This window comes from Pseudomonas sp. P8_241, from assembly GCF_034008315.1.
In the GTDB taxonomy this organism is placed as follows: Bacteria; Pseudomonadota; Gammaproteobacteria; order Pseudomonadales; family Pseudomonadaceae; genus Aquipseudomonas.
In genome coordinates, this window is record NZ_CP125377.1 from 5,001,186 (window position 1) to 5,027,517 (window position 26,332).

Consider the following 26,332-nt stretch of genomic DNA (forward strand, 5'->3'; position numbering starts at 1 on the left):
GAGGTGACTATGCAACGGATTTCGCCTGAAACGATTCGTATCGGTTGTGCCAGTGCCTTCTGGGGCGACACCTCGACAGCGGCCGCGCAACTGGTGGAGCACGGGCATCTGGACTATCTGGTCTTTGATTACCTGGCAGAAATCACTCTGTCCATCATGGCCGGTGCACGAATGAAAGATCCCCAAGCGGGTTATGCGGGTGACTTCATTGAAGTCCTCAGCCCCCTGCTTTCACACCTGGCCGAACAAAAAATTCGCGTCATCAGCAATGCCGGTGGAATCAACCCGAAAGCGTGCGCCGCCGCGCTGCAAGCTGCCTGCGACAAGGCCGGCGTGACGCTGAAAATCGCTGTGCTGCTGGGGGATGACCTGCAACCGCAGTTCAAACAACTCAGTAGCCTCGGCATTCATGAAATGTTCAACGGCGCGCCATTGCCATCGATATGCGTATCGACCAATGCCTATCTGGGTGCGCCAGGCATTGTCGAGGCTTTGCGTCTGGGGGCGGACATCATCATCACGGGGCGAGTGGTCGACAGCGCGGTGGTCAGCGCCGCCCTGGTGCATGAATTCGGCTGGTCGTGGCATGACTACGACAAACTGGCCCAGGCGGCACTGGCCGGGCACATCATCGAATGTGGCGCCCAGTGCACTGGCGGCAATTTCACCGATTGGCGCGAGGTACCCGATTACGAGCACATCGGTTTCCCGATCGTCGAAGTCAGCGCCGACAGTCAGTTTGTTGTCAGCAAACCGCAAGGCTCCGGCGGCTTGATCACGCCGCTGACCGTCGGCGAACAAATGCTCTATGAGATCGGTGACCCACGGGCCTATCTGCTGCCCGATGTGGTCTGCGATTTCACTCAAGTAAAACTGCAGCAACAAGGCAAGAACGCGGTCCGGGTCCACGGCGCGAAAGGCTTGCCGCCGACCGCTCAGTACAAGGTCAGCGCGACGTACCCGGACGGCTATCGCTGCACCGCCAGCTGCCTGATCGCCGGCATCGATGCATTCGCCAAGGCACGGCGCGTCAGCGACGCGATCATTAACAAGACATCGGAAATGTTCAGCCAGCGGGGTTGGGCACCCTTCAGCGAAGTGAACATCGAACTGCTCGGCAGCGAGGCTACTTATGGCCCCCACGGCCAGCGCCAGGACACTCGCGAAGTGGTGATCAAACTCGCCGTGCGCCATCCGAACAAACAGGCATTGATCATGTTCTCCCGGGAAATCGCTCAGGCCGCCACCGGCATGGCGCCGGGGCTGACCGGGATTGTCGGTGGCCGGCCGACGGTGTATCCGCTGATCCGGCTGTTCTCGTTCCTGATCGACAAAACCGCCTGCACGCTGGACATTGATTTCATGGGCCGTCGTCACCCGTGTGCCCTGCCCGCCCTGGACGCGCTCGACACCCACGACTTGCCCGTACCGGTCGAGCCACCCAAACCCGATGGTCGTGCCGACGCCAGCGTGGCCTTGATCAAACTCGCGGTCGCGCGCTCCGGCGACAAGGGCAACCACAGCAATATCGGCGTCATGGCCCGCGAGCCCGAATACCTGCCGTGGATCGCCGAAGCCTTGACCCCGGAAGTGATCGTCGACTGGATGAGCCATGTCCTCGACCCGGTGTTCGGGCGCGTTGAACGCTGGTATTTGCCCGCCAGCCACAGCCTGAATTTTCTGCTGGAGAACGCCCTCGGTGGCGGCGGCATCGCCAGCCTGCGGATCGACCCGCAAGGCAAGGCCTTCGCCCAGCAATTGCTGGAAATCCAGATTCCGGTGCCGCAGCGCATCGCCGACCAGGTCAAGTAGAGGACTGCCGCCATGGCCTACGATTCGATTTTCAAAGCCGATCTGTTTGCTGGCCAAAACATCATTGTCACCGGTGGCGGCAGTGGCATCGGCCGCTGCACGGCCCACGAACTGGCCGCCCTCGGCGCCCACGTGCTGCTGGTCGGACGCAAATCCGAAAAGCTCAAAACCGTTGCGGCGGAAATTTCCGATGACGGTGGCAAAGCCGATTGGGCGGCTTGCGATATACGCGACGAAGAAGCTGTCACGCACCTGGTCAGCGAGCTGATCCGCCGGCACGGCCCCATTCATGGCTTGGTCAATAACGCTGGCGGACAGTACCCCTGCGCCCTTTCGTCGATCAATCAAAAAGGCTTCGAAACCGTGATGCGCACCAACCTGGTCGGCGGTTTCCTGATGGCCCGGGAAGTGTTCAATCAGTCCATGAGCAAGCACGGCGGCGCCATCGTCAACATGCTGGCCGACATGTGGGGCGGCATGCCCGGAATGGGGCACTCCGGTGCTGCGCGTTCGGGCATGGATAACCTGACCAAGACCGCCGCGTTCGAATGGGGTTACGCCGGCGTGCGAGTCAATGCCGTGGCGCCAGGCTGGATTGCTTCCAGCGGCATGGACACCTACGAAGGTGCCTTCAAGGCCGTGATCCCGACCTTGCGAGAACACGTGCCGCTCAAACGCATCGGGACAGAATCGGAAGTCAGCGCGGCGATTGTTTTCCTGCTCAGCCCAGCGGCTGCATTTGTCAGCGGCAGCACATTACGCATCGACGGAGCCGCCAGCCTCGGCGGGCGCGCGTGGCCGATCCACAAGGCGACCAACAGTGAGTCTTACAACGGTTTCCACCGTGCCTACCTTCCCGATGTCCTCAGGGACAAGGAATAACCCATGCCGGTGATTCAGTCGCAACTCGATCCCCATAGCGAACAGTTCGCGCAGAACCGTGCGGCGATGTTGAACGCTGTAGAGCAGGTCCGCACCCTTGAACAGAACCTGCTGACCAAGGCTGCCGAAGCCAAGCCGAAGTTCGAGAAACGCGGCCAGGTATTGCCCCGCGAGCGCCTCAATCTTTTACTCGATCCCGGCGCGCCGTTCCTCGAACTGGCCAGTCTGGCCGGCTACAAACTGCACGATGACAAGGACGGCAGCTCTGCCGGTGGCGGCCTGATCGCCGGCATCGGTTACGTTGCGGGCGTGCGGGTGCTGGTGGTGGCGAACAACAGTGCGATCAAGGGCGGAACCATTTCCCCCAGCGGTCTGAAAAAATCCCTGCGCCTGCAACAGATCGCCATGGAAAACAAACTGCCAGTGATCACCCTCGCCGAAAGCGGCGGCGCCAACCTCAATTACGCAGCGGAGATTTTCGTCGAAGGCGCGCGCAGCTTTGCCAACCAGGCGCGGATGTCGGCGATGGGCCTGCCACAGATCACCGTGGTGCACGGCTCTGCCACTGCAGGCGGCGCGTATCAACCTGGATTGTCGGACTACGTGGTGGTGGTACGCGGCAAGGCCAAATTGTTTTTGGCAGGCCCGCCGCTGCTCAAGGCGGCCACCGGTGAAGTCGCGACCGATGAGGAACTGGGCGGCGCCGAGATGCACGCCCAAACCGCCGGCACCGCCGAGTACCTGGCGGAAAACGACGCCGACGGTGTGCATCAGGTGCGCGAGATCGTCAGCCTGCTGTCGTGGAACGATCAACTGCCCTGGCGACCTGAAGCACAATGGGCAGAGCCGCTCTACCCTATCGACGAACTGCTGGGGCTGATCCCGGACGACCCGAAAAAACCTTACGACGTGCGCGAAATCATCGCCCGTATCGCCGATGGTTCGAACTTCCTCGACTTCAAGGTCGAGTTCGATCAGCAGACCGTCTGCGGTCATCTGAAAATCCAGGGTCGAACCTGTGGTTTCATCGGTAACAACGGCCCGATCACGCCCAAAGGTGCGAGCAAGGCAGCGCAGTTCATTCAGCTGTGTGACCAGAGCCAGACACCGCTGCTGTTTTTTCACAACACCACCGGGTTCATGGTCGGCACCGAATCGGAACAACAAGGCGTGATCAAGCATGGCGCCAAGATGATTCAAGCGGTGGCCAACGCCCGAGTACCGAAACTGACCATCGTCGTCGGTGGTTCCTATGGTGCCGGCAACTATGCTATGTGCGGGCGTGGCCTTGACCCGCGCTTCATCTTCGCCTGGCCCAACAGCCGCACCGCGGTGATGGGCGGTGCCCAGGCAGGCAAGGTGCTGCGCATCGTCACCGAGGCCAAACAGGCCAATGATGGATTGGTGCCCGACCCGAAAATGCTCGACATGCTGGAACAGGTCACCGCGCAGAAACTCGACAGCCAGTCCACGGCGCTCTACTGCAGCGCCAATCTGTGGGACGACGGCCTTATCGACCCGCGAGATACCCGGACGTTGCTCGGTTATTTACTCGATATCTGCCACGAAGCTGAAGTGCGGTCGCTTCAAACCAACAGTTTTGGCGTTTCGCGTTTTTGAATTGATCGTCAGGAGAACAATAAAAATGATCTTCACCCAGGAACACGAAGCGCTGCGCCGCACGGTGCGCCAATTCGTCGAGCACGAGATCAATCCGCACGTCGATGAATGGGAAAAAGCCGGGCGCTTCCCCATCCACGAAATATTCCGCAAGGCCGGCGACCTCGGCTTGCTGGGCATTTCCAAACCGGAAAAATTCGGTGGCATGGGGCTCGACTACAGCTACTCGATTGTCGCTGCCGAGGAGTTCGGCACCATCCATTGCGGCGGCATCCCGATGTCCATCGGCGTGCAGACCGACATGTGCACCCCTGCGCTGGCCCGTTTCGGTTCCGATGAGTTGCGCGACGAGTTCCTGCGCCCGGCCATCAGCGGCGAGCAGGTCGGTTGCATTGGCGTTTCCGAAGTCGGTGCCGGTTCAGACGTGGCCGGGCTGAAAACCTGCGCACGCAAGGACGGCGACGACTACGTGATCAACGGCAGCAAGATGTGGATCACCAACTCGCCGAGCGCCGACTTCATCTGCTTGCTGGCCAACACCTCGGACGACAAACCGCACATCAACAAGTCACTGATCATGGTGCCGATGAACGCGCCGGGCATCACCCTCAGCTCGCATCTGGACAAACTCGGCATGCGCAGCTCGGAAACCGCCCAGGTGTTTTTCGACAACGTGCGCGTGCCACAGCGCAACCGCGTCGGCCATGAAGGTGCGGGGTTCATGATGCAGATGTTGCAGTTTCAGGAAGAACGCCTGTTCGGCGCCGCCAATATGATCAAGGGCCTGGAGTACTGCGTCGACAGCACCATCGAGTATTGCAAGGAACGTAAAACCTTCGGCAATGCGCTGATCGACAACCAGGTTATCCATTTTCGCCTGGCCGAGCTGCAGACCGAAATCGAATGCCTGCGCGCGCTGGTCTACCAGGCCACCGAGCAATACGTCAAAGGCCAGGACGTTACGCGGCTGGCGTCCATGGCCAAGCTCAAGGCCGGGCGGCTGGGGCGCGAAGTCAGCGACAGTTGCCTGCAATACTGGGGCGGCATGGGTTTCATGTGGGACAACCCGGTGGCCCGCGCCTATCGTGATGTACGGCTGGTATCGATTGGCGGTGGTGCCGACGAAATCATGCTGGGGATCATCTGCAAACTCATGGGTATCCTGCCGGGGAAAAAGCAATGAACAACCTGCCGGTTTGCCAAACCCTGCTGCTGGAGCTGCACAACGGCGTGTTGCACATCACCCTCAACCGGCCGGAAAGTCGCAACGCCATGAGCCTGCAAATGGTCACCGAATTACGTTCGGTGCTGGCCTCGGTACGCGATAAGCCAGGGGTTCGCGCACTGGTGATTGGTGGCGTCGGTGGGCACTTCTGTGCCGGCGGCGACCTCAAGGACCTGGCCAACGCCCGCGCTCAGGGTCCCAATGCCCACCGCGATTTGAACCGGGTGTTCGGTGCGCTGCTGCAAGAGATGCAACACACGCCGCAAGTGGTGATCACGGTGCTGCAAGGCGCTGTATTGGGCGGTGGTTTAGGACTGGCGTGTGTCAGCGATATCGCCATGGCCGATCATTCAGCGCAATTCGGCCTGCCGGAAACCAGCCTCGGCCTGTTGCCCGCGCAGATCGTGCCGTTCGTGGTGCAACGCATCGGCCTGACCCAGGCCCGGCGACTGGCCCTGACAGCGGCCCGTTTCGATGGTATCCAGGCGCGGCGGATGGGGCTGGTGCATTTTGTGGAACACGATCCACAGACGCTGGCCGAGCGCCTCGACGAGGTCTTGGCCCATGTGTTGTGTTGTGCTCCGGGGGCCAACGCGGCAACCAAGAAGCTCTTGTTGGCGAGTGCAGGACAACCGTCGGACGCCCTGCTCGATCAAGCGGCCCAATGGTTCAGCGAAGCGGTGACCGGGCCTGAAGGGGTCGAAGGAACGATGGCCTTCTTGCAAAAACGTAAACCGGGGTGGGCTTCTTGAAAGCATCGCTGGCAAGCCAGCTCCTACAGGTTCTGTGTGCGACATAAATCCACTGTAGGAGCTGGCTTGCCAGCGATGAGGCCCGACCAGACACCGCAACTTTCAGAGAGCCACCCCATGTCCGGACTCAAAAAAATCCTCATCGCCAACCGCGGTGAAATCGCCTGCCGCATCCAGCGCACCGCGCAGGCGCTGGGCTATCGCACGGTCGCTGTATTTAGCGATGCCGACACCGATGCGCTGCATGTGCAGATGGCGGACGAAGCGGTCAACATCGGCCCGGCCCCGGTGCAACATTCTTATCTGAACATTCCGGCAATCATCGACGCGGCTCGTCGCACAGGAGCGGACGCGATCCATCCTGGCTACGGCTTTCTCTCGGAAAACGCCGCGTTCGCCCGCGCCTGCCAGGCAGCGGGTCTCACCTTCATCGGCCCCAGCCCCGAAGCCATCGAATTGATGGGCAGCAAGCGCCTGTCGAAAATCGCCATGATTGAAGCCGGAGTGCCGTGCATCACCGGCTATCAAGGTGCACAACAGGATGACGCAAGCCTGAGCCGTGAAGCCGAGCGAATCGGCTATCCGCTGATGATCAAGGCCAGTGCCGGCGGCGGCGGTCGTGGCATGCGTCTGGTGCACGACGCAGCAAGCCTGCTTGAGCAGATTCGCACCGCGCGCTCTGAAGCCTTGAATGGCTTTGGCAACGATGAACTGATACTCGAACAAGCCTTGATCGAGCCTCGTCACGTCGAGATTCAACTGTTCGGCGATCAGCACGGCAACCTGATTTACCTTGGTGAACGCGATTGTTCGATCCAGCGTCGCCACCAGAAAATCATCGAAGAAGCACCCTGCCCGGTCATGACCACCGAATTGCGTCAGGCCATGGGTGAAGCGGCCCTCAAAGCCGGGCGAGCAGTAAATTATGTCGGCGCCGGCACGGTGGAATTTCTGCTGGACGCGCACGGCCGGTTTTACTTCCTGGAGATGAACACCCGGTTGCAAGTGGAGCATCCGGTCACCGAACTGATTACTGGATTAGACCTGGTTGCCTGGCAGCTGAAAGTGGCCGAAGGGCAAGCGCTGCCACTGCGTCAGGAGCAGGTGCAACTCAACGGGCACGCCATGGAAGCGCGCCTGTATGCAGAAGACCCTGCGCAAGGTTTCCTGCCGCAGACCGGACAGGTCACGGCGTGGGAACCGGCATTGCAGGATGGCGTGCGAATCGACCATGGTCTGATCGAAGGCCACACCGTCAGCCCGTTCTATGACCCGATGTTAGGCAAGATCATCGCTCACGGCGCCACGCGCGACGAGGCGCGGCGCAAGTTGTTGCGGGCGGTGCAAGACAGCGTGCTGCTGGGCTTGCACGGCAATCAGCGTTTGCTCACCAGTCTGCTGGAGCATCCGCAATTTGCCAGCGGCGAATTCAGCACCGGGTTCATCCCCCAACATTTTGCCGAGCATGCCTGTCTACATGCCCACGTGCCGAGCGCCGAACAATTGGCCGTTGCCGCGGCGCTGTTTTATCAGGCGTCGACGATGACGCACCCCGCTCCGCTGGCCGGTTGGCGCAACAACGCCAGCGTGCCGCTGCACTATCGTATGGGGCTGGAGGATCAAGACTGGTCGGTGCAATTGAACGCCGTACCGGGTGAGCCATTGCGGATTCAAGCCGCCAGTCAGCAGATTAATCTGAAGATCATCCAGTGCGACGGGCGCTGGGCCACCCTGGAAATCGACGGCATTCGCCAGCGTCATGCTTATCGTCTGGTGACCGGGCAACTTTGGCTGTTCACCCGGCCGGGCAGTTTGCGGTTGGAGGATCGCACCCAAGCGCCGGTCAGCACTCAGGCCAGTATCAGCACCGGCACCCTCAAGGCCCCCATGGATGGAGCGATTGTCGATGTACTGGTCAGAGAAGGCAGTTCTGTGACCAAAGGGCAACTGCTGGTGGTACTGGAAGCCATGAAAATGGAGCACCCGCTCAGGTCCGGCATCGACGGCGTGCTCAAGCGCTTGCAGGTACAGGTCGGCGATCAAGTCAAAAACCGCCAGATTCTGCTGGAGGTCGAATAAGCCGCTAGGCGGAACCGCCGGGTTTGGCTACGCTCAAGCGCTATCAAGACGCGGATATCAGGAACCCTGCAATGCCTCACTGGCTGGTCATCGATCTGGAAGCCACCACCGATGAGGGTGGCTGGCCGATAACGGAAATGGAAATCATCGAAATCGGCGCGACCCTGGTGGATAGCAAGGGGCGGGAGCTGGATCACTTCCAGCGTTTCGTCCGGCCGTTGCGGAGGCCCTTGCTGACGCCTTTTTGTCGGGATTTAACGCACATCACCCAAACCAACATCGATACCGCGCACCCGCTGGGCGAGGTCTGGCCAGCCTTTGAGCGCTGGCTTGGCCAACACCATACGCGCCTTGAAGGCTGGGTCAGCTGGGGCGATTACGACCGCAAACAATTACTGCAGGAGTGGCAACGACTGCAACTCGACAGCGTATTGGCCAACGTACCCCACATGAACCTCAAGCAGCGGTTTGCCAAGGCAAGGCGACTCGAACGTCCACTCGGGCTCAATGGCGCCCTGCAACTGGCAGGCCTGCAGTTCACCGGCCAGCAACACCGTGCGCTGGAAGATGCGCGCAATACTGCACGGCTTTTGCCGTTGGTTCTTCCGCTTTAGACAGGTGACGGCACCCAGGGCCTTGTGCATACTGGCCGGCCCTTTTAAGCCCTTTTCGAGGAATCGCCCATGTTTAAAGTCAACGAGTACTTCGACGGCACCGTCAAGTCGATCGCCTTTGGCACCGCAGAAGGTCCCGCGACCATCGGCGTCATGGCTCCGGGCGAATACGAATTCGGCACCAGCCAGCGTGAAATCATGCATGTGGTGAGCGGTGCACTGACAGTCAAACTGCCAGACAGCAGCGATTGGGAAACCTTCGCCGCCGGTAGCCAGTTCAACGTGCCTGCCAACAGCAAGTTCCAGCTCAAAGTGGCCGTCGACACCGCTTACCTGTGCGAATACCGCGGCTAATACCCTCGGCGTTTTACCGCACAAAAAAATGCCCGTGTCTCTGGACACGGGCATTTTTCATTTCTGCGACGACTATTCGAGAATCTCGACCGGCATGCCGACTTCAAGTCGGCCATTGCCATCGTTGACCAGGTTCTGGCCGAACATTGCACCGTCTGCTGTGGAGCGGTATTTCTGCAATGTCGCAAAGGGTTCTCGATCAATGCTGCGATCGCCGGTTTGCGGGTCAATGGTGGTCAGAATGCAGCGAGAGCACGGCTTGACCAAGCGGAACTCGATCTCGCCAATACGAATGCGCTTCCAGCCATCCTCGGCGAAGGCGTCGCTGCCCTCGATCACCAGATTCGGCCTGAAACGCAACATCTCCATCGGGCGCCCGACCTGCTGTGACAAGTTGTCCAAAGAGGCCTGGCCGATCAACAACAGCGGAAAACCATCGGCGAACGCCACTTGATCATCCTCATTACCGAAGCCCGCCTGGGTGGTTCGTGCCCGCTCCAGTGGCACCTGCACCAGACGTGTCGGTTTACCGATGAAATCGCTGACCCAGGCCGCCGCCGCATCACCGGCATCGGGAACACGCAAGGTGTCACGCCAGATCGTCACGCCACGCAGCTCTGCGTCACTGCCGGGCAACGCCACATCCATCGACAATTGGCCCGGCGCATTGAGGGTCAATCCGCCTTGCGCGTTCCACAGGGCCGACAGTTGACTCATTTTCGCCACCGCGCGCTGGGTCAGGAAGCGACCACTGGGCTCATCGACCAGCATCCAGCGTCGATCTCCGTCCAGCCCCAATTTGTCGAGGCCGACCTGTTGCAAGATTTCGCCCCTGGCGGATTTCAACGGATAACGATAAAGCGCACTCAGACGCAACATGGCCGGCTCCCTGGATGGCAAAAATTCCACCCTATACGAGCTTGATCGCCGAATCAAAGAGCAAAAACCTGTAGGGGCGAGACGGCCCCCACCGTTGAGTGTGGTCCTGATCAGGCAGGCACTTCGTCAAGCATCAGGCGCTGGCGAACTACGTCGACGAGTTTGTCCGGCTGGAATTTGGACAGGAAGTTATCGCAGCCGACTTTCTTCACCATCGAGTCGTTGAAACTGCCCGACAAGGACGTGTGCAGCACCACATAAAGGCCACGCAGACGCGGATCGTTGCGAATTTCGGTGGTCAGGCGATAGCCATCCATTTCCGGCATCTCTGCATCGGTAAAGACCATCAGCAACTTGTCGGTCATGTGCACGCCGGTATCCGCCCAGGCCTTGAGCATGTTCAACGCCTTGAGACCATCGCTGGCGATGTGCATCTTCACGCCCAACTGTCCCAATGTGTCACGCAACTGTGCCAGCGCCACGTTCGAGTCATCCACCAGCAGCACTTCACGGCCCCGGGCGTGCTCCAGCACAGGATCCGCCAGCTTTTCACGGGATACCTTGGCGTTGTAAGGGACGATCTCGGCCAAGACCTTTTCCACATCGATGATCTCAACCAACTGATCGTCAACCTTGCTGATGGCCGTCAGATAATGCTGGCGACCGGCGCTGCTCGGCGGCGGCAGGATAGCTTCCCAGTTCATGTTGACGATGCGGTCCACGCCACCGACGAGGAATGCCTGCACCGAGCGGTTGTATTCAGTGACAATAATCGTACTGCCCGGCCCCGGCACCAGAGGACGCATGCCAATGGCCTGGGACAAGTCGATGACTGGCAAAGTCTGGCCACGCAGATTGACCACCCCGCACACGAAAGGATGGCGCTGAGGCATCAGGGTCAGCTTCGGCAACTGCAGGACTTCCTGCACTTTGAAGACGTTGATCGCGAACAATTGACGCCCGGCGAGGCGGAACATGAGAATTTCCAGGCGATTCTCACCCACCAGTTGCGTGCGTTGGTCTACCGTGTCGAGAATGCCGGCCATTGATCACTCCAGGTCTTATTCGGATGAGTTCGCTTAAGGAAGGTTATCGGCCATGATTGCCGTTGCTTGACCCCTCTAAAATGCCACGCCGAAGCATTGATGTCACATTAACATCATGCTTTACTGGCTGCGTAATTGATATCCGCTACTTCCGCGCGCAACGACCATAGTTTGTGCGTTAGGTTCCGCTGCATAAGGGATTCCCCTAGCAACAATCAGGTGCAACCTGATATTCGCAATATCCAATAGCCATTAATGTGACGCCATTCTCATTGCATGAACGGAGTCAGGCTTTTGTGTGCAACCGCAGGTAAGTGGACAACCACCCTCTCGTGTTTCTCAGCCTGCCTCCAGGCCGATTCACCCGACTGCGTCTTCGTCGGCACACACGACATCCCCTCAGTTCAAATGACGTTGTGGAGATAATCATGCCGAACAACCGTAAAGAGTGGGCTCAGCGAATCCCGGAATTTCTTGTCGAGGCTGAAACGCTCCTGGGTAAAACCGAGGAATGCCTGTGTCATCTGCAACTGATCAGCAATGACAAGGATGCCATCGATTGCATGCTCAGCACGCTGCTAAAGCTGGCCAACAGGGCTGATGCACTGGCATTGGCCGCTGTGTCGGAATTCTCGCTGCACATCCATGAACTGCTCAACCACGCTCAGAATCACATGAGCCTGCACGACGAGGCACTGAGTGCGCTTAAAGACTGCCTGACCCTGATCGCCTGGCAACTCGAACTCATTGACCAGACCACAGGCCAGCTCAGCCTCGATGAAAGTGAACAGGCGACACTGATCGCAGCTTTTGCCTTTCAGGTAGGACAAGGCCATTTTCAGCCTCCTCTCAACTCCAAGCCATTCACGATCATTTCCTACTCGGAACGGCAAGCCTGAGACTCCCGACATTGCCGCAAAGCAGACGTTAATGTGCCTTGGCTACTGGCACCTACTTGCTTAGATGGCGCATTTGATTACTTCATATCCATAAACGACAGTCATTGACTGACAGCTGCTCCTTTCGATTATGAAGTACCCCCTTCCTGCCCAGGGTTGTGCCTGATATCAGTAATGGCATCGGCCACGCTTTTTCCATTTTGGAATCATCGTCCAAAGTTCGATTTTCCTGGCTTCATGGACATTAACCCAAGCGCGACCAACGGTTTCTTAGGTGCTATTATGCCGCCCATTAGTTGACGCCAATTAATGGTGGTGTGAGTGCATGCTTCACAAGCCGATGAAAGAAGGCTGTGGTCAATCAAAATGCACATGCCGTTGAAGTCGATGCTCCACCGGACAAAACAGAGACTTGTCGACTTGACCGGTCTGCCCGCAAGCGAACATTCATTGGCTTCATCCGTTATGCACGCCAGCCTCAAGTCGATCATCACGTGGCCACCCTCCCGAGAAAATGCACGTAGGTTCACGCTGTTGCTTTGTGCCTGCTCCACACTCGGCAGCTTGTGGGCCTATAGTCTTGCCGTTCGCTTGCCACTCGGTCTACTGCTGCTCAACGCTGCCGCGCTGGCCGGCGTCTGGGTGCAATACCACCTCTCGCGTAAATCTATAAAATTCCAGCCCCAGGAACTGGCAGACCGCCTGTTACAGGTTCAGGAAAATGAGCGTCACCGGCTGAGCCGGGAGCTGCATGACGACATTGGCCAGTTGCTGACCGCCGCCAAGCTGCAAAGCGACTGGCTCAAGCGGCGCATGCCCGAAGAACTCCACGGACAATGCTCGGTATTGTTCGACACGCTGGAAGAGACGCTGGCCAAAGTTCGTGATGTCTCCGCTATCCTCAATCCCCGGCAGTTGGCCAGCCTGGGACTGGAGGCCAGTCTGCGTGCGCACCTGCTCAAGACCCTGACCAATACCCAAGTGCACTGGAGCCTGGAATGTCACCAGCGTCTGACCGGAATACCGGAAGAAATGGCCGTGGCGGCATTCCGTATCACCCAGGAAGCGGTCACCAACATCTTGCGACATGCTCAGGCCAGGAATTTGCTGGTTTGCCTGCAACGCCTGCCGCAAGGCCTGATGTTACACATCCGGGATGACGGTCAGGGATTTGCACCTGCCGCAGATCCTGGTCGTGAAGGTCAACGCGGAATGGCCGGGATGTCGGAGCGGATCGATCAATTGGGCGGGACACTGACCGTTTCCAGCACACCGGGCAAAGGCACTCAAATCGAAGCTCTCTTCCCGTGGGCACCTCGTGCGCTGGAACGGGCCAGTTCGAATAAGGTTATGCATTGACTTGTAACTTACTTCTGGTGGATGACCACTCGCTGATCAGGGCTGGCGTGCGCGCCCTGGTAATGGATATTCCCGGCTACGCCGTCATTGGAGAAGCTAATGACGGGGCGCAGTTGCTTGAACTGGTCGAGCAATTGAATCCGGATATTGTCCTGCTGGACATTTCCATGCGGCACACCGGAGGCCTGGAAGCACTGCAACAACTCAAACGCGTGCGACCGCAAAGCAAGGTGCTGATCCTGTCCATGCACACCGATCCGGCACTCATCATGCAGGCATTGGAATCCGGCGCCCACGGCTACCTGCTCAAGGACACCACGGCCACCGAGCTCGAGCATGCACTGGAGGCCTTGCGTAACAACGAGCGCTACCTGAGCCCGGCCATCGCCCATACGGTTATCAATCAGGCTTTGACCCGTCACCAGAATAATCAGCCGGACACTTGCGACTCGCATAATCTGACTGCGCGCCAACTGGAAATCCTGCGGCTGATCGTTCGCGGAAAATCCACCCGGGAAATCGCCAACGGCCTTGGCCTGAGCGTCAAGACCGTCGAAACCCATCGTTCACAGATCATGAAACGCTTGCAGATCTACGACGTGGCAGGCCTGGTGCTGTTTGCAGTGCGTGAACACATCATCAGTCTGGACGATTAGCTCCTTCCCGGGTACTCAGCAGCGGTGAGGCTTCAGGCAGATGCACCCGCAACGCCCCTGGACGCACCGAGAACCGCAGACTGTCACCTTCCAACGGTTCGCCGTCCAGGTTGATGTAAAGCCCTTCCGAAACCTTGATCTCGATCCAGGGCAAGCGGGCGCGTACGAACAGACTGTCGATGCCGAATCCCTCGGTCAGCAGGTTTTTCAACGTGCCGACCACTTCCTGCGGCGCAGGCAGGATACTGATGTCCAGCAATCCGTCATCTACCAGGGCTTCAGGGCACAGCACCCGTCCCCCACCGGCCTGTCTTCCATTACCGATACCCAATGCCAACAGATCGCCTTGCCAGTGAAAGTCCGGTCCCTGCAACTCACCGTAAGCTGCATGTAGCTCGCTGAAGCGTGAAAGGCCGGTAAACAGATAGGCCGCGCCACCGAGGATTTTTTTCAAATCTTCCGAGGTGTTCGCCGTCACCTGGCTGCCAAAGCCTCCCGTGGCCATGTTCAGAAATATCTGCCCACCCACCTCCCCCAGATCAATCGCACTTGGTGAAGCGTCGAGAAGCTCGAGCGCCAGAGCGGGTTCAAGCGGGACACCCGCTGCGCGCGCAAAATCATTGGCGGTGCCCAATGGCATCAGCACCAGACTGGCATCGGTCGATTGCGCGGCCATGGCTTCGGCGATATCACGCAAGGTACCGTCGCCGCCCCCAGCGATAATCTGTCGATACCCCTGCGCCAATGCCTGCGCCACCATCCGCTGGGCATCGCCGGCTTCCCAGGTCAATCGAACAGCCAATTCCCAGCCTTTTTCGCGCTTGCCTTGAACAGCAGCGCGCACTTCTTCGTTGAGCGCCTGCTTGCCATGCAGAATCAATAGCGCCTTGCGTTCGCTCATTTGGTTTCTCCCGGAATTAATGCCCTCTGGGAAATGTGACCTCATCACACCCAATAAAAGTCGCTTGGAGTCGAATTAATTCCAGCGGGCATTTTGATCCGGCACCCCAATGCGGGACTTCTTACAAAACGTGGTGAATTGGCTCAATTGACCAGGAAAGAGGATTGGTTCAGTTTGAGTCGGCAGCTTTCAGTTATCAGGATCAAACACATGGACGTGCCATTGCCAAGCCAACAGATCAAGTCATCGGCCATTCAGGCCCTGGCGCTCGCAGAAGAACGCGCTGGCCCCCGAGCAGAGCCCGCAGACAGCGCAAAAGCCACTGGAGAAGATCATATGGAACTTCGTGTCACCGAGCTGGAATCACACCTCAAATACATACGTCGAGACATGGAAGAAGTTCGGGCTGATATCCAGTCCATCAAGCACCGACTTGCCTATTCGGCCGGCGGGACGGCGGTGCTCCTTGGGCTGCTCGGCTGGATCGCGAATAGCCGATTCGAGCAGGTTGTAGCCCTGTTGCTGACTCATTGACGCCTTCTGAACGCAAGCCCGGCTCGGTCGACCCGGCCTCGCATTCAGGGGAGCAGCAATAATCAGCCCAATACTTCACTTAACGGAATGAAGTTCACGCTGTCTCCGCGAACCAGCGTGCGTCCCTCCAACACCTCAACCAAACCATCGGCCCAGGCGGCACTGCGCAGTACGCCGGAACTCTGGTTTGTGTAGATAACGGCTTGGCCGCTTTCAAGGCGTCCGCGCAAGTACTCTCGCCGGTTGCCGGCCTGTGACCAGTCAAACCCTGCAGGAACGCGCACTTTAAGCGGCTCAACCTCTTGCACACCCAATCGGCGCAGGAGGTAAGGTCGGGCCAATAACGCGAAGGTCACCAGCGTTGACGCCGGATTGCCCGGCAGGCCGATCACGGGAACGCCGCGAAAATGTCCGAACGTCAGTGGCTTGCCGGGTTTGATAGCAAGTTTCCAAAGCGTCAGTTCACCTTCTTCGCGCAAGGCGATCCCCAGAAAATCGGCTTCACCTACTGATACACCGCCCGTCGAGAGAATCAGATCGACGTTATTCAACTCACCCAATCGGGCACGCGTAGTTTCCAGATTGTCCGCAAGAATGCCCGCATCGATGACTTCACAACCCAACCGCTGCAACCAGCTGCAGAGCAACACACGATTGCTGTTATAGATCTGCCCCGGTCCCAGTTCCTGCCCCGGTTCAATCAATTCATCACCAGTGGACAGCACCGCAACACGTATCTTGCGAATGACTTCCAGCTCTGCACAGCCCAAAGAGGCCGCCAATCCCTGCTCGATTGGCCCCATGCGTGTGCCTGCCGGCAGTATCAGCTCACCGGCCCTGGTTTCCTGGCCCTGCGGGCGAATGTTCTGCCCCTGGATCATGACTTCGGTAAAACGCACTCGCGCATCATCCAGGACTTCGGCGTTTTCCTGCATTTCGACACAATCGGCACCGGCGGGCACAGGTGCCCCGGTGAAAATTCGCGCGCACGTCCCGGGCGCCAGGGGAACAGGAGCCTGTCCGGCAAAAATCTTCTGGCTGACGACCAGCGGCTCGCCCGTCCAATCCGCCACACGCAAGGCATAACCGTCCATGGCACTGTTGGGCCAGGGTGGCAGGTCCAGCGTTGAAAGCAGATCCCCAGCCAGCACACGCCCCTGCACCTGCGCCAGCGGCAAGCGTTCACGCTCGAAAACCCTTGAGTCTTCAGCCATTTCAAGCAAGCGTGCCAATGCCACTTCGACGGGCATCAGACTGCCGGTCTTGCCAGGCTTACCCACGGGATTCACAAGGGGCAGCCTGTTTCAAATGGGTCACGAAATTGCAAGGGCGATGCCGCGAATCCAGTTGCTCACCAAGAATGCCATCCCACCCTGTGCGCACGGCGCTGGTCGAACCCGGCAAGCAGCAAACCAGCGTGCCGTTAGCCAGACCGGCCAACGCCCGGGACTGAACAGTCGAGGTACCGATGTCAGCCACCGATATCTGACGGAACAGTTCACCGAAACCATCTACCTGCTTGTCCAGCAGGCAACTCACCGCTTCCGGCGTACTGTCACGCCCGGTAAACCCTGTGCCGCCGGTGATCAGCACGACTTGCACGACATCGTCAGCGATCCAGTGAGCCACTTGCGCACGAATTTTGTAGAGGTCATCTTTGAGCAGAACCCGGGCAGCGAGGTTATGGCCGGCAGCGGTCAGGCGGTCGACGAAGACCTGGCCGGATGTATCGGTTTCCAGGGTACGGGTATCGCTGACAGTCAGTACGGCGATGTTCAGCGGTGCGAAAGGCACATCAGCCTTGGCTTTCATAGGCTCGTCCAGTTGTAGGAGAAACAGCCCGGTGTTATATCACAGCGCCCCCTTTTTGCGCCGCCTCCATGGAGATCCGCCATGACCCCAAATACACAGCTGCCGCCCTGTTCCATACTGCTCCTGGCGGGTGGCCGCGGCCAACGGATGGGCGGTCAGGATAAAGGCTTACTGGAATGGCACGGCGAGCCGCTGATTGCTCATCTGTATCAAAAGACCCGCGCGATGACCGATGACCTGATCATCTCCTGCAACCGCAATCTGGAGAAATACGCGCCCTATGCCGACCGGTTGGTCCATGACGATGAAGGTGACTTCCCCGGCCCGCTGGCCGGGATCCGAGCAGGTCTGAACGCCGCTCGCCATCCACATCTTCTGGTATTGCCGTGCGACGTTCCGCGTGTTGATGCGCAGCTGCTCGACAGCATGCTCAATACCGCGCAACTGCATCCAGACAAACCGTTGATGCTGCGGCATGACGAGCACTGGGAACCGCTCTTGTGCGTGATACCCGTGATGCTCAAGGCAGCGTTCGAAACCGCCTGGAATGAGGGTGAACGCAGTCCCGGGCGCCTGATGCGCAAGCTCGGTGCGACCGCACTGCAATGCCCTGACAATGACCCTCGGCTGGCCAACCTTAATACACCAGAATTGCTAAGCACTGACTACACTGTGACAGAGTGACATTACCCAAGGAACTTGCTCGTGCTGTTTACGTCTCAAGCTCGGCAAGCAAAAGAATTCCCATTCGGAGACACACACATGACACAACGGACCCTCGCCACTTTCATGCTCGCACTTGGCCTCGCGACCCTTGCCGGTTGTGCATCGCCGACGGTGATCACTTTGAACGACGGTCGCGAAATCCAGGCCGTCGACGCACCGCACTACGACGAGGAATCGGGTTTCTACGAGTTCGAGCAGCTGGATGGCAAGCAAACCCGCATCAACAAGGATCAGGTTCGTACCGTCAAGGAGCTGTAATCGAGGACGCGTTACCCAAAACAGAAAAGCCCGCCGGTTGCGGGCTTTTTCGTGTTCGGGGCAAAACTTCGTTGGCTGTACAAATCACCAATTCAGGGTGATTTCACTCTCGAATGCTCTTTCCTGGCCTGTTACCGGATCGATGAACTTCAGACCCTGCGCCAGCAGTTTCAGTGGGTTGGCGTAGTCATCTTGCGCATCCTTGAGTACCACGGGATAAAACGGATCGTTGCAGATGCTGGCTCCCAGAGCCGTCATATGCACCCGTAGCTGGTGTTTCTTGCCGGTCACTGGATACAACCCATACCGCCAGAGATCACCCTGTTTCTCCCTGACCTCCACAGCTGTTTCAGTATTGCTTGCCCCCGGCCCTTCCTTCATGCGAAAGAACGGTTCGCCATCGACAAGCCGGCTTTTATGGACCAATGGGAAAACATGTTGCGGTAATGCCCCAGCGATTGCCTCATAGCGCTTTTCGATCTGGCGCGTCGGAAACAACGACTGATAGGCCGAACGACTTTGCGGGTTGGCAGAAAACAGCACCAGCCCAGCGGTATGCCGATCAATACGATGCAACGGAACCAGATGCGGATTATCCAGCCTACGGATCAAACGTCTGAGAAGCGTCTGCTCCACATATTCACCCGCCGGAGTCACCGGCAAAAAATGTGGTTTGTCGGCAACCACCAGATGCTCGTCCGCATACAAAATCGATTCGGTTACCGGGATCGGTTTTTCGTCCGGGACTTCTCGGAAATAGTGAATGCGCAAACCTTCCTTGTAAGCAAGATCCAGGGCGATCGGCAGGCCTTGACCATCCAGGACGCGACCACGAGCGATTCTGTCCAGCCATTGTTCGCGGCCGATGGCGCTGAAGTGTTCACACAGGCAATCGAGCACGGTCAACCAAGGGCCCGGCGGCAGATAAAGCGTGCTGGCTTGGTTGTGTGCCGCGGAAAAAGAAGAAGTGGACATACAAACGCTCTAACCTCAATACAGGGCGGCATTATCCAACAGCTGTGAGAATGAGCCCAGAAGAGAATCCTCAGGCCGAAATCTGCTTCAGTGCTGCCGCTTCCGTGTACTCCTTGAGCCAGCGCAACACATCGACCGCCTCCCAGCGAACCGGATCGTAGAGTGCATACAACAAACCCTCATAGCCGACGACGTCCAGTTGCCGGTGATAGCCCGCGCGCTGGAACAACGCTTCGATTTCTGCGAAACAGGTATTGAAATGGGTTTTGTTGAAGGGCGTCTTGCGCTCGGTCACCAGGCCGTCCAGCTGTAACTCAAGGACCGCTTCGCGCACGACCTCGGCGGACATGCGGTTCACGCTGTTCTTCAATTGTTCGACATTGACCACGATTCATCCCTCTCACACCTGGACCTGAATACCCCAACCTGAACATCAGGAGCGGCACAGCAGGCATAGCGAATAACTGTATGAGCATACAGTATCCGAACAACACCCGATAAGCCAAGGGGAACCATCGTAAAGTTCGACAGGCGGAACACCACGAACGAAAAAAATCGCTTAACGCAGGAAGCAAACCACTTCATCGGCGCTGAATGGCCAGCCTAGTTCGGCGCCGGTATCCACCCGTCGAAGTACCGGGATTCGCAAGCTGTACGCTGCGAACCACGTTTCGTCCTCAGCGATATCCACCAGCTCCACCAGCAGTCCGCGTTCGACGAACTCCATCAGCATGGCTTCAGCCACTTCACAGAGATGACACCCTAGGGTGCCGAACAACTGACATTCAGGAGGCATGAGTGCTCAACCGGAAAATTGAGTGACCATTCTAGGCCCGACCCGAAAAACCGTCGAGCCAAAGAACCCGGAACACAAGCGCCAGAAGGCAACTCAATCCTGACTCACAGCACCGATCTTGTGGATCGACAGGTCCGCGCCGTAGTACTCCTCTTCCTGGCTCAGGCGCAGTCCATGAAACGCTTTGATAATGCCGTACACAGTGAACCCACCGATCAGTGCAACCAAAACGCCCAGTGCTGTGCCGATCAACTGGCTGATCATGCTGACCCCGCCCAAACCGCCCAAGGCACTTTGGCCGAAGATGCCACAGGCAATCCCGCCCCACGCACCGCACAAACCATGCAACGGCCACACGCCCAACACATCGTCGATGTGCCATTTGCCTTGGGCGGCAGTGAAGCACCAGACGAACAGCGCGCCAGCGATTGCCCCGGTCACCAACGCTCCCACAGGGTGCATCAGGTCAGAACCGGCACAGATCGCCACCAGTCCCGCCAGTGGGCCGTTATGCAGGAAGCCCGGGTCATTGCGGCCAACGATCAGTGCGGCCATCGTGCCGCCGACCATGGCCATCAACGAGTTCACTGCCACCAGGCCACTGACACCCTGCAAGGTTTGCGCGCTCATCACGTTGAAGCCGAACCAGCCGACAATCAGGATCCAGGAGCCCAAGGCCAGAAACGGAATGCTCGATGGCGCGAACGCGACCAGTCGTCCTTCCCGATAGCGGCCATTTCGCGGCCCGAGCAACAAGACCGCCGCCAATGCCAGCCAACCGCCCATGGCATGAACCACTACAGAACCAGCGAAATCATGGAAACTGGCGCCAAAGCGCTCCAGCAACCAGACTTGCAGTCCAAGGTTGCCATTCCAGACCATGCCTTCAAAGAACGGATAAATGAAGGCCACGATCAACACGGTTGCACATAACTGAGGCACAAACCGCGCACGCTCGGCAATGCCGCCGGAAACGATCGCTGGAATTGCTGCTGCAAAGGTCAGCAGAAAGAAGAATTTGACCAGCCCGTAGCCATGATCGGCGTTGAGTTCAGCCGCCGGGTGCAAGAAGGTCACCCCATAGGAAATCCAATAGCCTATAAAGAAGTAGGCGAGGGTCGACACGGCGAAGTCGCTGAGGATTTTCGACAGCGCATTGACCTGGTTCTTTTGTCGGACCGTCCCGACTTCCAGAAAGGCAAAACCGGCGTGCATGGCCAGGACCATGACCGCGCCGATCAAAATAAACAGCGTGTTGGAGCTATGGACCAGACTGTCCACAGCGCTTTGCAGATTTTCCATGGGTTGGCAGACCTTATGGCTGAAAAAAGCACCAAAGCAGTTCGCGTGGGCTGTCCATGCACCAAGTTGCAGCTTCGAAGATCAGCGCGCAGATCCGGTTGAACCGGTTTGGCGCACTGTTTGTGTCAAGGTCACAACATGGCCCTGACGTTTGCGGCGATTTCTGTTTATTGGTGTTACGGTTTGACTGAATTCCTGCCCGGCGATAGCGCAGGACGCAGAGTGACGCACCACGACATAGCAAAAGTTGTACCAGTGATTTGTACTGAACCTTCGCCGAAGGCTCATACTCGAACGCTTCAGAACGCCACTTATATGGAGATCACCCATGGCCAGCCTCAAGGCAAAGACTGCTCAAGAAATCCTGATGAACGACTTCCAGACCCTGGTCAGCGACACCGAACGGTTGCTCGAACACACCGCCACCCTGGCGGGTGATCAGGCCGATGAGTTGCGCGAGCAGATCCACGACAGTCTTTTGCGCGCCCGCGAAACCTTGAAACTGACCGAGGACTCCCTGCGCGAACGCGGCCAGGCTGCAGTAAGCGCGACCGAAGAGTACGTCCAGGCCAATCCTTGGCAATCCGTCGGAATCGCGGCCGGCGTGGGTTTCCTGATTGGTCTGCTGGCCAGTCGCCGCTGATATGGCTATTGATGAAATCGGCTCGTCTGCGACGGGCACAAGCTCCTCATCGCGGCGCCTGGCTGCCGCATTCCTCGGACTGCTGCACAGCCATGTTGAACTGTTCGGCATTGAACTGCAGGAACAAAAAGCTCGTACCGTAAGCCTCTTGCTCTTCGCAGGGCTGGCATTGGTATTTGCATTGCTGTTACTGGTGGGGCTGTCGACGCTCGTGTTGATACTGTTTTGGGACACTTATCGTCTACCCGCCATCATCGGACTCTGTGTGTTCTACACCCTCGCGGCGATCTTTTGCGGGATCCGCCTGAGATCGGCGATTTTTGATGAGTCTTCACCCTTCCATGGGACGCTTGAAGAGTTGGCCAATGATCGGGAGCGCCTGTTGCCATGAACCTGCCTGAATTGCCACGCAACAGCTCGCGTGCGGAAATGCGCAAGGCACTGATCCGCCTGCGCATGGAGATGCATCGCCAGGAAATCCGTCATGAATCGCGGCAACTGCTGCAACCCCTGCATCGTGTGCGCGGGATGACGCAAAATCTGCAGGAAGGTCTTGGCATCAAGCACGCGCCACTTTGGGGTGTGGCCGCTGTCACCCTGTTGGGTTTTCTGACTGGCAAGGGGGCAAAAAACGGCGGTGGCATCAATAGCCTCACCCGATTGATCCGTCTCGGCACCACGCTGGGTCCGCTGATCAAGCTGATCGTTCAGGGCTCTTCGCGAAAAAACTGATCACTCGCCTTCTGGCGATAATAGCGGGACGCCTTTCTTTATAGAGGAAGGCAATCCCTTGCACCTGTTCAATGGCGACAATCCGCTGCTCATCGAAATCGATACCTGCGGACAGTCGTTCCGCTTGCAGGTCCCGCCCCGAGACGGGAAGCCAGGCCATCTGACATGGAGTGCGTACCCTGCTTACACGCGAACGCCTCGGAAAAACGCTGCGCAACCTTGAACTAATTGGCAGATCAACATTAGCAACTCAACGCTCTCCGCCCATTCCATTAAATTGGCGAGCCAAGTGCATAGCGTAGTTATCTGTCATACCACTCACGTAATCCAGAACCTGCATGATTGCACCGTACTCCCTGGAAACACCCGCATGACCATCTAAATTTTTCAAGTCCAACCCAAAAAGCTCAACCACCCTTCTCGTTTTGGAATCAGCTACACCGCCCTTTCTGACATAATCCAAAGCAGCAGAGCAGCTAACATTAAGCAACGTAGAAATGGTGCTATAAGCCCCGATTTCTAACTCAACCTTGCGCGGGTGTTGGAAAATTTCATCTCGGGCAAGACCTTTGGCAGCTGTTACACATTCACGCACGTTCTTATCACAGAGGTCCAAGATACCTAATACCGTGCCAGTCATGATTTCATTGTGGTTATTCATGAAAGCTGCCGCTCCAGCATCTACGAAAGCTGAAATGACCTTTCCGCGAACCATGGAGAGCCTTCGACCCACCTTCATGCCCTGGATTTCTTTGACAAGCTGATTTTTCTGGTGGTCACCAAGGACAAGGCACAAGATTTCAAAGACCTTATCCCACTCAAGGATGCCCATCTCTACACCATCTTCCAAATCAAGAATGGCGTAGCAGAAGTCATCAGAGACCTCCATCAGATTAGCCAGCGGATGACGGCACCGCCAACCATCACCCAGTTTCAACAAACCAGTCGCATCGGCCACTTCATTGAACAAATCCAACTCAGAGCAGTAAATACCGTATTTGTTCTGGAGAGGTCTTTGCAGGTTTATAGCATCACCCGACAGCCAGGGATACTTAATGAAAGCCCCCAATGACGCATAGGTCAGGCGCATCCCTCCTTCATACGGATGATACTCTGAGGTGGTTAAAACCCTAAACCCTTGGGCATTACCTTCAAATCGACGCAAATCAGTAGCTTCATTGAATGGCAAGTGTTCAATCATCTTTGCTCCAACATCACTGGAGAACCAGTGACGAATAGCTTCTTCACCTGTATGTCCAAATGGAGGGTTACCAATGTCATGAGCCAAACAAGCAGTTTGGACAATATCACCAATATCAGAAGCTGAATGTTGCCCAGGGATAAGTCTTTCATTCAGCAGCTCTTGGCCTACTCTCACGCCCAACGTGCGACCAACGCAAGCGACTTCCAGGCTGTGTGTGAGTCGATTATGAACATGGTCATTGGTAGCGAGAGGATGAACCTGAGTCTTCCTTGCGAGCCGCCTGAAAGCCCCGGAAAAAACAACCTTGTCATGATCCGAGTGGAAAGGTGAACGGCCCAGCTCAGATTTAGGAGGCCGGCCGCCAAGACGAGTGTTATTCAGCAACTTATCCCAACTCATGCTTTCCATGACAGCCTCTCAAACCACTTATATAATACCCGACATAATAGCTTATTTGGATTACATTTCAAAATCCATTTATAACCCTAAACTCAAGACGCCCCCAAAGACTTGATTTTCAGCCCGCCAATCGCTATCTATTCACAATAACAAACCGCCCTACCCTACCAATTTAAAAACGAACTCAACTTCAGACCTACCACACGAAAATATTTATCAAACCGCTGTGCTTTTTTTTCAGAAAACAACTTTCATTTACTTTGATGTGTCATTGAAGAACTGACGCGTCACAACCCTTAAGCTCAACAACACCAGAAGTCTGCGCGGCGAACCAATCGAGCAGCTGACCAACGCTGCTGCCCGCGCCTGTTTTGACCAACAAGACACGCCGCAGGTGTCACTGGAAGTTACCGACCGTTCCAACCTCTAATTGAGTTTCGATAGATCGGCCATATCACCCTACTTTATGGCGGATCCCCCCTCTCAGTTTTAAATACACTCAAGTCTAACGGAATCGCCCTACAGCTCACGCCGAGCAAACTGATCGCAAAGTCGGCGTTTATCAGGGAACAATCAGCCTCCCTCTGTTCGACAGATGAGAGTGTTCCATGGCTGACGACGATCTACGCATTCTCCTGGTGGAAGACCACCCCTTCCAGCTCAGAGCGACTCAATACTTGCTGGAAAGTTATGGTTTCACCCAATTGACCGCCACCGACAGTGCCAAAGGCGCCATGCAAAAAATGCTCGGAGCCGCGCAACCCTTTGATATTCTTTTATGTGATCAATGCTTACCTGACTTGACTGGGCTCGACCTGGTGCAGTTCGCCAGTCATCGCGGAATGATCAGACAAGCCATTCTTCTCAGCAGCCTGACATCTACTGAGTTGGACGGGCTCGAGAAACAAGCGACTGAATACGGACTGCCATTGCTCGGATACTTGATCAAACCACTGAAACAAACAGAATTCAGAAATTTATTGACCTTGGCAACATTATAAAAAACACCACCAAAACAGCAGATAACTAATCCTCATAAAGCTTACAAGAGATGACACCCAAGACCACGGATAATTTGTGTGATCTTTCAAGATTTCTTATAAAAAACCCAGTTGCCATGTAGTCCGCTTCTCCTTCGAGTGTAGGATTTTTCCTATATTGATGCTACAGGTCAGTCCGTTCACACGTGAGCCAAACCATCTGAGCTAAGGTGCGCGCTTTATCTGAGCTCGCATGGGATTTTATTATGAACTCCGTTTTTATTGTCGATGACCACCCAGTCATCCGCCTTGCCGTTCGAATGTTACTGGAACACGAAGGTTACAAAGTTGTCGGCGAAACGGATAACGGGGTCGACGCTATGCAAATGGTTCGCGAATGCATGCCTGACCTCGTCATTCTCGACATCAGCATCCCGAAGCTGGACGGTCTGGAAGTACTTTCCCGTTTCAATGCCATGAGTACCCCGCTGAAAACACTCGTATTGACAGCACAATGCCCGACACTTTTCGGCATTCGCTGCATGCAGTCAGGAGCCTCTGGTTATGTGTGCAAACAAGAGGACCTGAGTGAACTCGTCAGTGCGATTAAAGCGGTGTTATCAGGTTACAACTACTTTCCCAGCGAAGCCTTGAATCCCGTGCGTGGCGATGAAGCACGCTGCGCCGAACTGGAGCTCTTCAAGTCGGTGAACGACCGGGAACTGATGGTGCTGCAACTTTTTGCACAAGGGCGCACCAACAAGGAAATTGCCAAAGGCATGTTCCTCAGCAACAAGACCGTGAGTACTTATAAAAAAAGACTCATGCAAAAACTCAAGGCCAAATCTCTGGTTGAACTCATTGAGATGGCAAAACGCAACGCACTTGTGTGA

29 protein-coding genes are annotated in these 26,332 nt (G+C 57.0%); 19 read left to right on the top strand and 10 right to left on the bottom strand.

The window, feature by feature from the left end:
• The first annotated feature begins 9 nt into the window (after positions 1-9).
• The 8 genes from QMK58_RS22235 (at position 10) to QMK58_RS22270 (ending at position 9,338) form a co-directional block, all read left to right on the top strand.
• The gene (locus QMK58_RS22235; RefSeq protein WP_320395454.1) at positions 10-1,812 is read left to right on the top strand and encodes an acyclic terpene utilization AtuA family protein; all 1,803 of its coding nucleotides are present in this window, start codon (positions 10-12) and stop codon (positions 1,810-1,812) included.
• 12 nt (positions 1,813-1,824) lie between these two features.
• A complete protein-coding gene (locus QMK58_RS22240; protein WP_053155950.1) occupies positions 1,825-2,694 on the top strand; it encodes an SDR family oxidoreductase in 870 nt (289 codons plus the stop codon).
• A 3-nt stretch (positions 2,695-2,697) separates the two neighbouring features.
• Positions 2,698-4,314 carry a geranyl-CoA carboxylase subunit beta gene (gene atuC / locus QMK58_RS22245; protein WP_053155947.1) on the top strand — a complete coding sequence of 539 codons (1,617 nt, stop codon included), beginning with the start codon at positions 2,698-2,700 and terminating at the stop codon, positions 4,312-4,314.
• Between the two features lie 25 nt (positions 4,315-4,339).
• Positions 4,340-5,497 (top strand): citronellyl-CoA dehydrogenase, encoded by a 1,158-nt coding sequence (atuD, locus tag QMK58_RS22250; protein ID WP_053155944.1) that lies wholly within the window; start codon positions 4,340-4,342, stop codon positions 5,495-5,497.
• Positions 5,494-6,291, top strand: coding sequence for an enoyl-CoA hydratase/isomerase family protein (locus tag QMK58_RS22255; RefSeq protein ID WP_053155941.1), 798 nt, complete (start codon positions 5,494-5,496; stop codon positions 6,289-6,291). Before atuD ends, QMK58_RS22255 begins: the two co-directional genes overlap by 4 nt.
• Positions 6,292-6,408: 117 nt before the next feature.
• Positions 6,409-8,370, top strand: a complete 1,962-nt coding sequence (locus tag QMK58_RS22260) for an acetyl/propionyl/methylcrotonyl-CoA carboxylase subunit alpha (RefSeq protein ID WP_053155938.1) — start codon at positions 6,409-6,411, stop codon at positions 8,368-8,370.
• A 71-nt stretch (positions 8,371-8,441) separates the two neighbouring features.
• A complete protein-coding gene (locus tag QMK58_RS22265) occupies positions 8,442-8,984 on the top strand; it encodes an exonuclease domain-containing protein (protein ID WP_053155935.1) in 543 nt (180 codons plus the stop codon).
• A gap of 69 nt (positions 8,985-9,053) precedes the next feature.
• On the top strand, positions 9,054-9,338 hold the full coding sequence (locus tag QMK58_RS22270) for a pyrimidine/purine nucleoside phosphorylase (RefSeq protein ID WP_007940055.1): 285 nt from the start codon (positions 9,054-9,056) through the stop codon (positions 9,336-9,338).
• Between the two features lie 72 nt (positions 9,339-9,410).
• Here the strand turns inward: QMK58_RS22270 and QMK58_RS22275 are convergent, their stop codons facing one another.
• Both QMK58_RS22275 and QMK58_RS22280 read right to left on the bottom strand, forming a co-directional pair.
• Positions 9,411-10,217 carry an MOSC domain-containing protein gene (locus tag QMK58_RS22275; protein WP_053155932.1) on the bottom strand — a complete coding sequence of 269 codons (807 nt, stop codon included), beginning with the start codon at positions 10,215-10,217 and terminating at the stop codon, positions 9,411-9,413.
• Between the two features lie 110 nt (positions 10,218-10,327).
• Positions 10,328-11,263 (bottom strand): chemotaxis protein CheV, encoded by a 936-nt coding sequence (locus tag QMK58_RS22280; protein ID WP_053155929.1) that lies wholly within the window; start codon positions 11,261-11,263, stop codon positions 10,328-10,330.
• Positions 11,264-11,691: 428 nt separating this feature from the next.
• On the opposite strand from QMK58_RS22280, the gene QMK58_RS22285 reads away from it, so the two are divergent.
• From QMK58_RS22285 to QMK58_RS22295, 3 genes are all read left to right on the top strand, one after another.
• Positions 11,692-12,162 (top strand): hypothetical protein, encoded by a 471-nt coding sequence (locus QMK58_RS22285; protein WP_053155926.1) that lies wholly within the window; start codon positions 11,692-11,694, stop codon positions 12,160-12,162.
• Between the two features lie 465 nt (positions 12,163-12,627).
• Complete coding sequence (locus QMK58_RS22290) at positions 12,628-13,521, top strand: sensor histidine kinase (protein ID WP_320396558.1); 894 nt, start codon at positions 12,628-12,630, stop codon at positions 13,519-13,521.
• Entirely contained in the window at positions 13,518-14,177 is a 660-nt protein-coding gene (locus QMK58_RS22295) for a response regulator transcription factor (protein WP_053155919.1), read from the top strand. Before QMK58_RS22290 ends, QMK58_RS22295 begins: the two co-directional genes overlap by 4 nt.
• Here the strand turns inward: QMK58_RS22295 and yegS are convergent.
• A complete protein-coding gene (gene yegS / locus QMK58_RS22300) occupies positions 14,161-15,078 on the bottom strand; it encodes a lipid kinase YegS (RefSeq protein WP_053155915.1) in 918 nt (305 codons plus the stop codon). The two genes, QMK58_RS22295 and yegS, sit on opposite strands and share 17 nt — an antisense overlap.
• Positions 15,079-15,288: 210 nt before the next feature.
• Between yegS and QMK58_RS22305 the strand changes: the two genes are divergently transcribed.
• Positions 15,289-15,612, top strand: a complete 324-nt coding sequence (locus QMK58_RS22305) for a hypothetical protein (protein WP_256220578.1) — start codon at positions 15,289-15,291, stop codon at positions 15,610-15,612.
• 62 nt (positions 15,613-15,674) lie between these two features.
• Here QMK58_RS22305 and glp read toward each other — a convergent pair whose 3' ends face one another.
• Both glp and moaB read right to left on the bottom strand, forming a co-directional pair.
• Complete coding sequence (gene glp, locus QMK58_RS22310; RefSeq protein WP_172681797.1) at positions 15,675-16,862, bottom strand: gephyrin-like molybdotransferase Glp; 1,188 nt, start codon at positions 16,860-16,862, stop codon at positions 15,675-15,677.
• A gap of 22 nt (positions 16,863-16,884) precedes the next feature.
• Positions 16,885-17,424 carry a molybdenum cofactor biosynthesis protein B gene (moaB, locus tag QMK58_RS22315; protein ID WP_053155908.1) on the bottom strand — a complete coding sequence of 180 codons (540 nt, stop codon included), beginning with the start codon at positions 17,422-17,424 and terminating at the stop codon, positions 16,885-16,887.
• A gap of 81 nt (positions 17,425-17,505) precedes the next feature.
• On the opposite strand from moaB, the gene mobA reads away from it, so the two are divergent.
• Entirely contained in the window at positions 17,506-18,108 is a 603-nt protein-coding gene (mobA, locus tag QMK58_RS22320) for a molybdenum cofactor guanylyltransferase MobA (RefSeq protein ID WP_053155904.1), read from the top strand.
• Between the two features lie 78 nt (positions 18,109-18,186).
• The gene (locus QMK58_RS22325; protein ID WP_053155902.1) at positions 18,187-18,408 is read left to right on the top strand and encodes a YgdI/YgdR family lipoprotein; all 222 of its coding nucleotides are present in this window, start codon (positions 18,187-18,189) and stop codon (positions 18,406-18,408) included.
• An 84-nt stretch (positions 18,409-18,492) separates the two neighbouring features.
• Here QMK58_RS22325 and QMK58_RS22330 read toward each other — a convergent pair whose 3' ends face one another.
• The 4 genes from QMK58_RS22330 to QMK58_RS22345 all read right to left on the bottom strand — a co-directional run bounded on the left by QMK58_RS22330 (position 18,493) and on the right by QMK58_RS22345 (position 21,481).
• Positions 18,493-19,383 (bottom strand): pseudouridine synthase, encoded by an 891-nt coding sequence (locus QMK58_RS22330; protein WP_053155899.1) that lies wholly within the window; start codon positions 19,381-19,383, stop codon positions 18,493-18,495.
• Between the two features lie 70 nt (positions 19,384-19,453).
• A complete protein-coding gene (locus tag QMK58_RS22335) occupies positions 19,454-19,771 on the bottom strand; it encodes a transcriptional regulator (protein ID WP_053155896.1) in 318 nt (105 codons plus the stop codon).
• Between the two features lie 171 nt (positions 19,772-19,942).
• Positions 19,943-20,179, bottom strand: coding sequence for a glutaredoxin family protein (locus tag QMK58_RS22340; RefSeq protein WP_053155893.1), 237 nt, complete (start codon positions 20,177-20,179; stop codon positions 19,943-19,945).
• A gap of 93 nt (positions 20,180-20,272) precedes the next feature.
• The gene (locus tag QMK58_RS22345; RefSeq protein ID WP_320395455.1) at positions 20,273-21,481 is read right to left on the bottom strand and encodes an ammonium transporter; all 1,209 of its coding nucleotides are present in this window, start codon (positions 21,479-21,481) and stop codon (positions 20,273-20,275) included.
• A gap of 328 nt (positions 21,482-21,809) precedes the next feature.
• On the opposite strand from QMK58_RS22345, the gene QMK58_RS22350 reads away from it, so the two are divergent.
• From QMK58_RS22350 to QMK58_RS22360, 3 genes are read left to right on the top strand one after another with little or no spacing between them, the layout of a single operon-like run.
• Positions 21,810-22,124 (top strand): DUF883 family protein, encoded by a 315-nt coding sequence (locus QMK58_RS22350; RefSeq protein WP_053155885.1) that lies wholly within the window; start codon positions 21,810-21,812, stop codon positions 22,122-22,124.
• Between the two features lies 1 nt (position 22,125).
• Entirely contained in the window at positions 22,126-22,515 is a 390-nt protein-coding gene (locus QMK58_RS22355; protein ID WP_053155882.1) for a phage holin family protein, read from the top strand.
• Positions 22,512-22,856: a hypothetical protein gene (locus QMK58_RS22360; RefSeq protein ID WP_053155879.1), complete on the top strand. Its 345-nt coding sequence runs from the start codon at positions 22,512-22,514 to the stop codon at positions 22,854-22,856. The genes QMK58_RS22355 and QMK58_RS22360 overlap by 4 nt, the downstream gene beginning before the upstream one ends.
• 250 nt (positions 22,857-23,106) lie before the next feature.
• On the opposite strand, the gene QMK58_RS22365 is transcribed toward QMK58_RS22360, so the two are convergent.
• A complete protein-coding gene (locus QMK58_RS22365; RefSeq protein ID WP_320395456.1) occupies positions 23,107-24,468 on the bottom strand; it encodes a deoxyguanosinetriphosphate triphosphohydrolase in 1,362 nt (453 codons plus the stop codon).
• Between the two features lie 599 nt (positions 24,469-25,067).
• Between QMK58_RS22365 and QMK58_RS22370 the strand changes: the two genes are divergently transcribed.
• Together QMK58_RS22370 and QMK58_RS22375 are read left to right on the top strand one after the other, a co-directional pair.
• Complete coding sequence (locus QMK58_RS22370; protein WP_053155876.1) at positions 25,068-25,460, top strand: response regulator; 393 nt, start codon at positions 25,068-25,070, stop codon at positions 25,458-25,460.
• Between the two features lie 245 nt (positions 25,461-25,705).
• On the top strand, positions 25,706-26,332 hold the full coding sequence (locus QMK58_RS22375; RefSeq protein ID WP_053155873.1) for a response regulator transcription factor: 627 nt from the start codon (positions 25,706-25,708) through the stop codon (positions 26,330-26,332).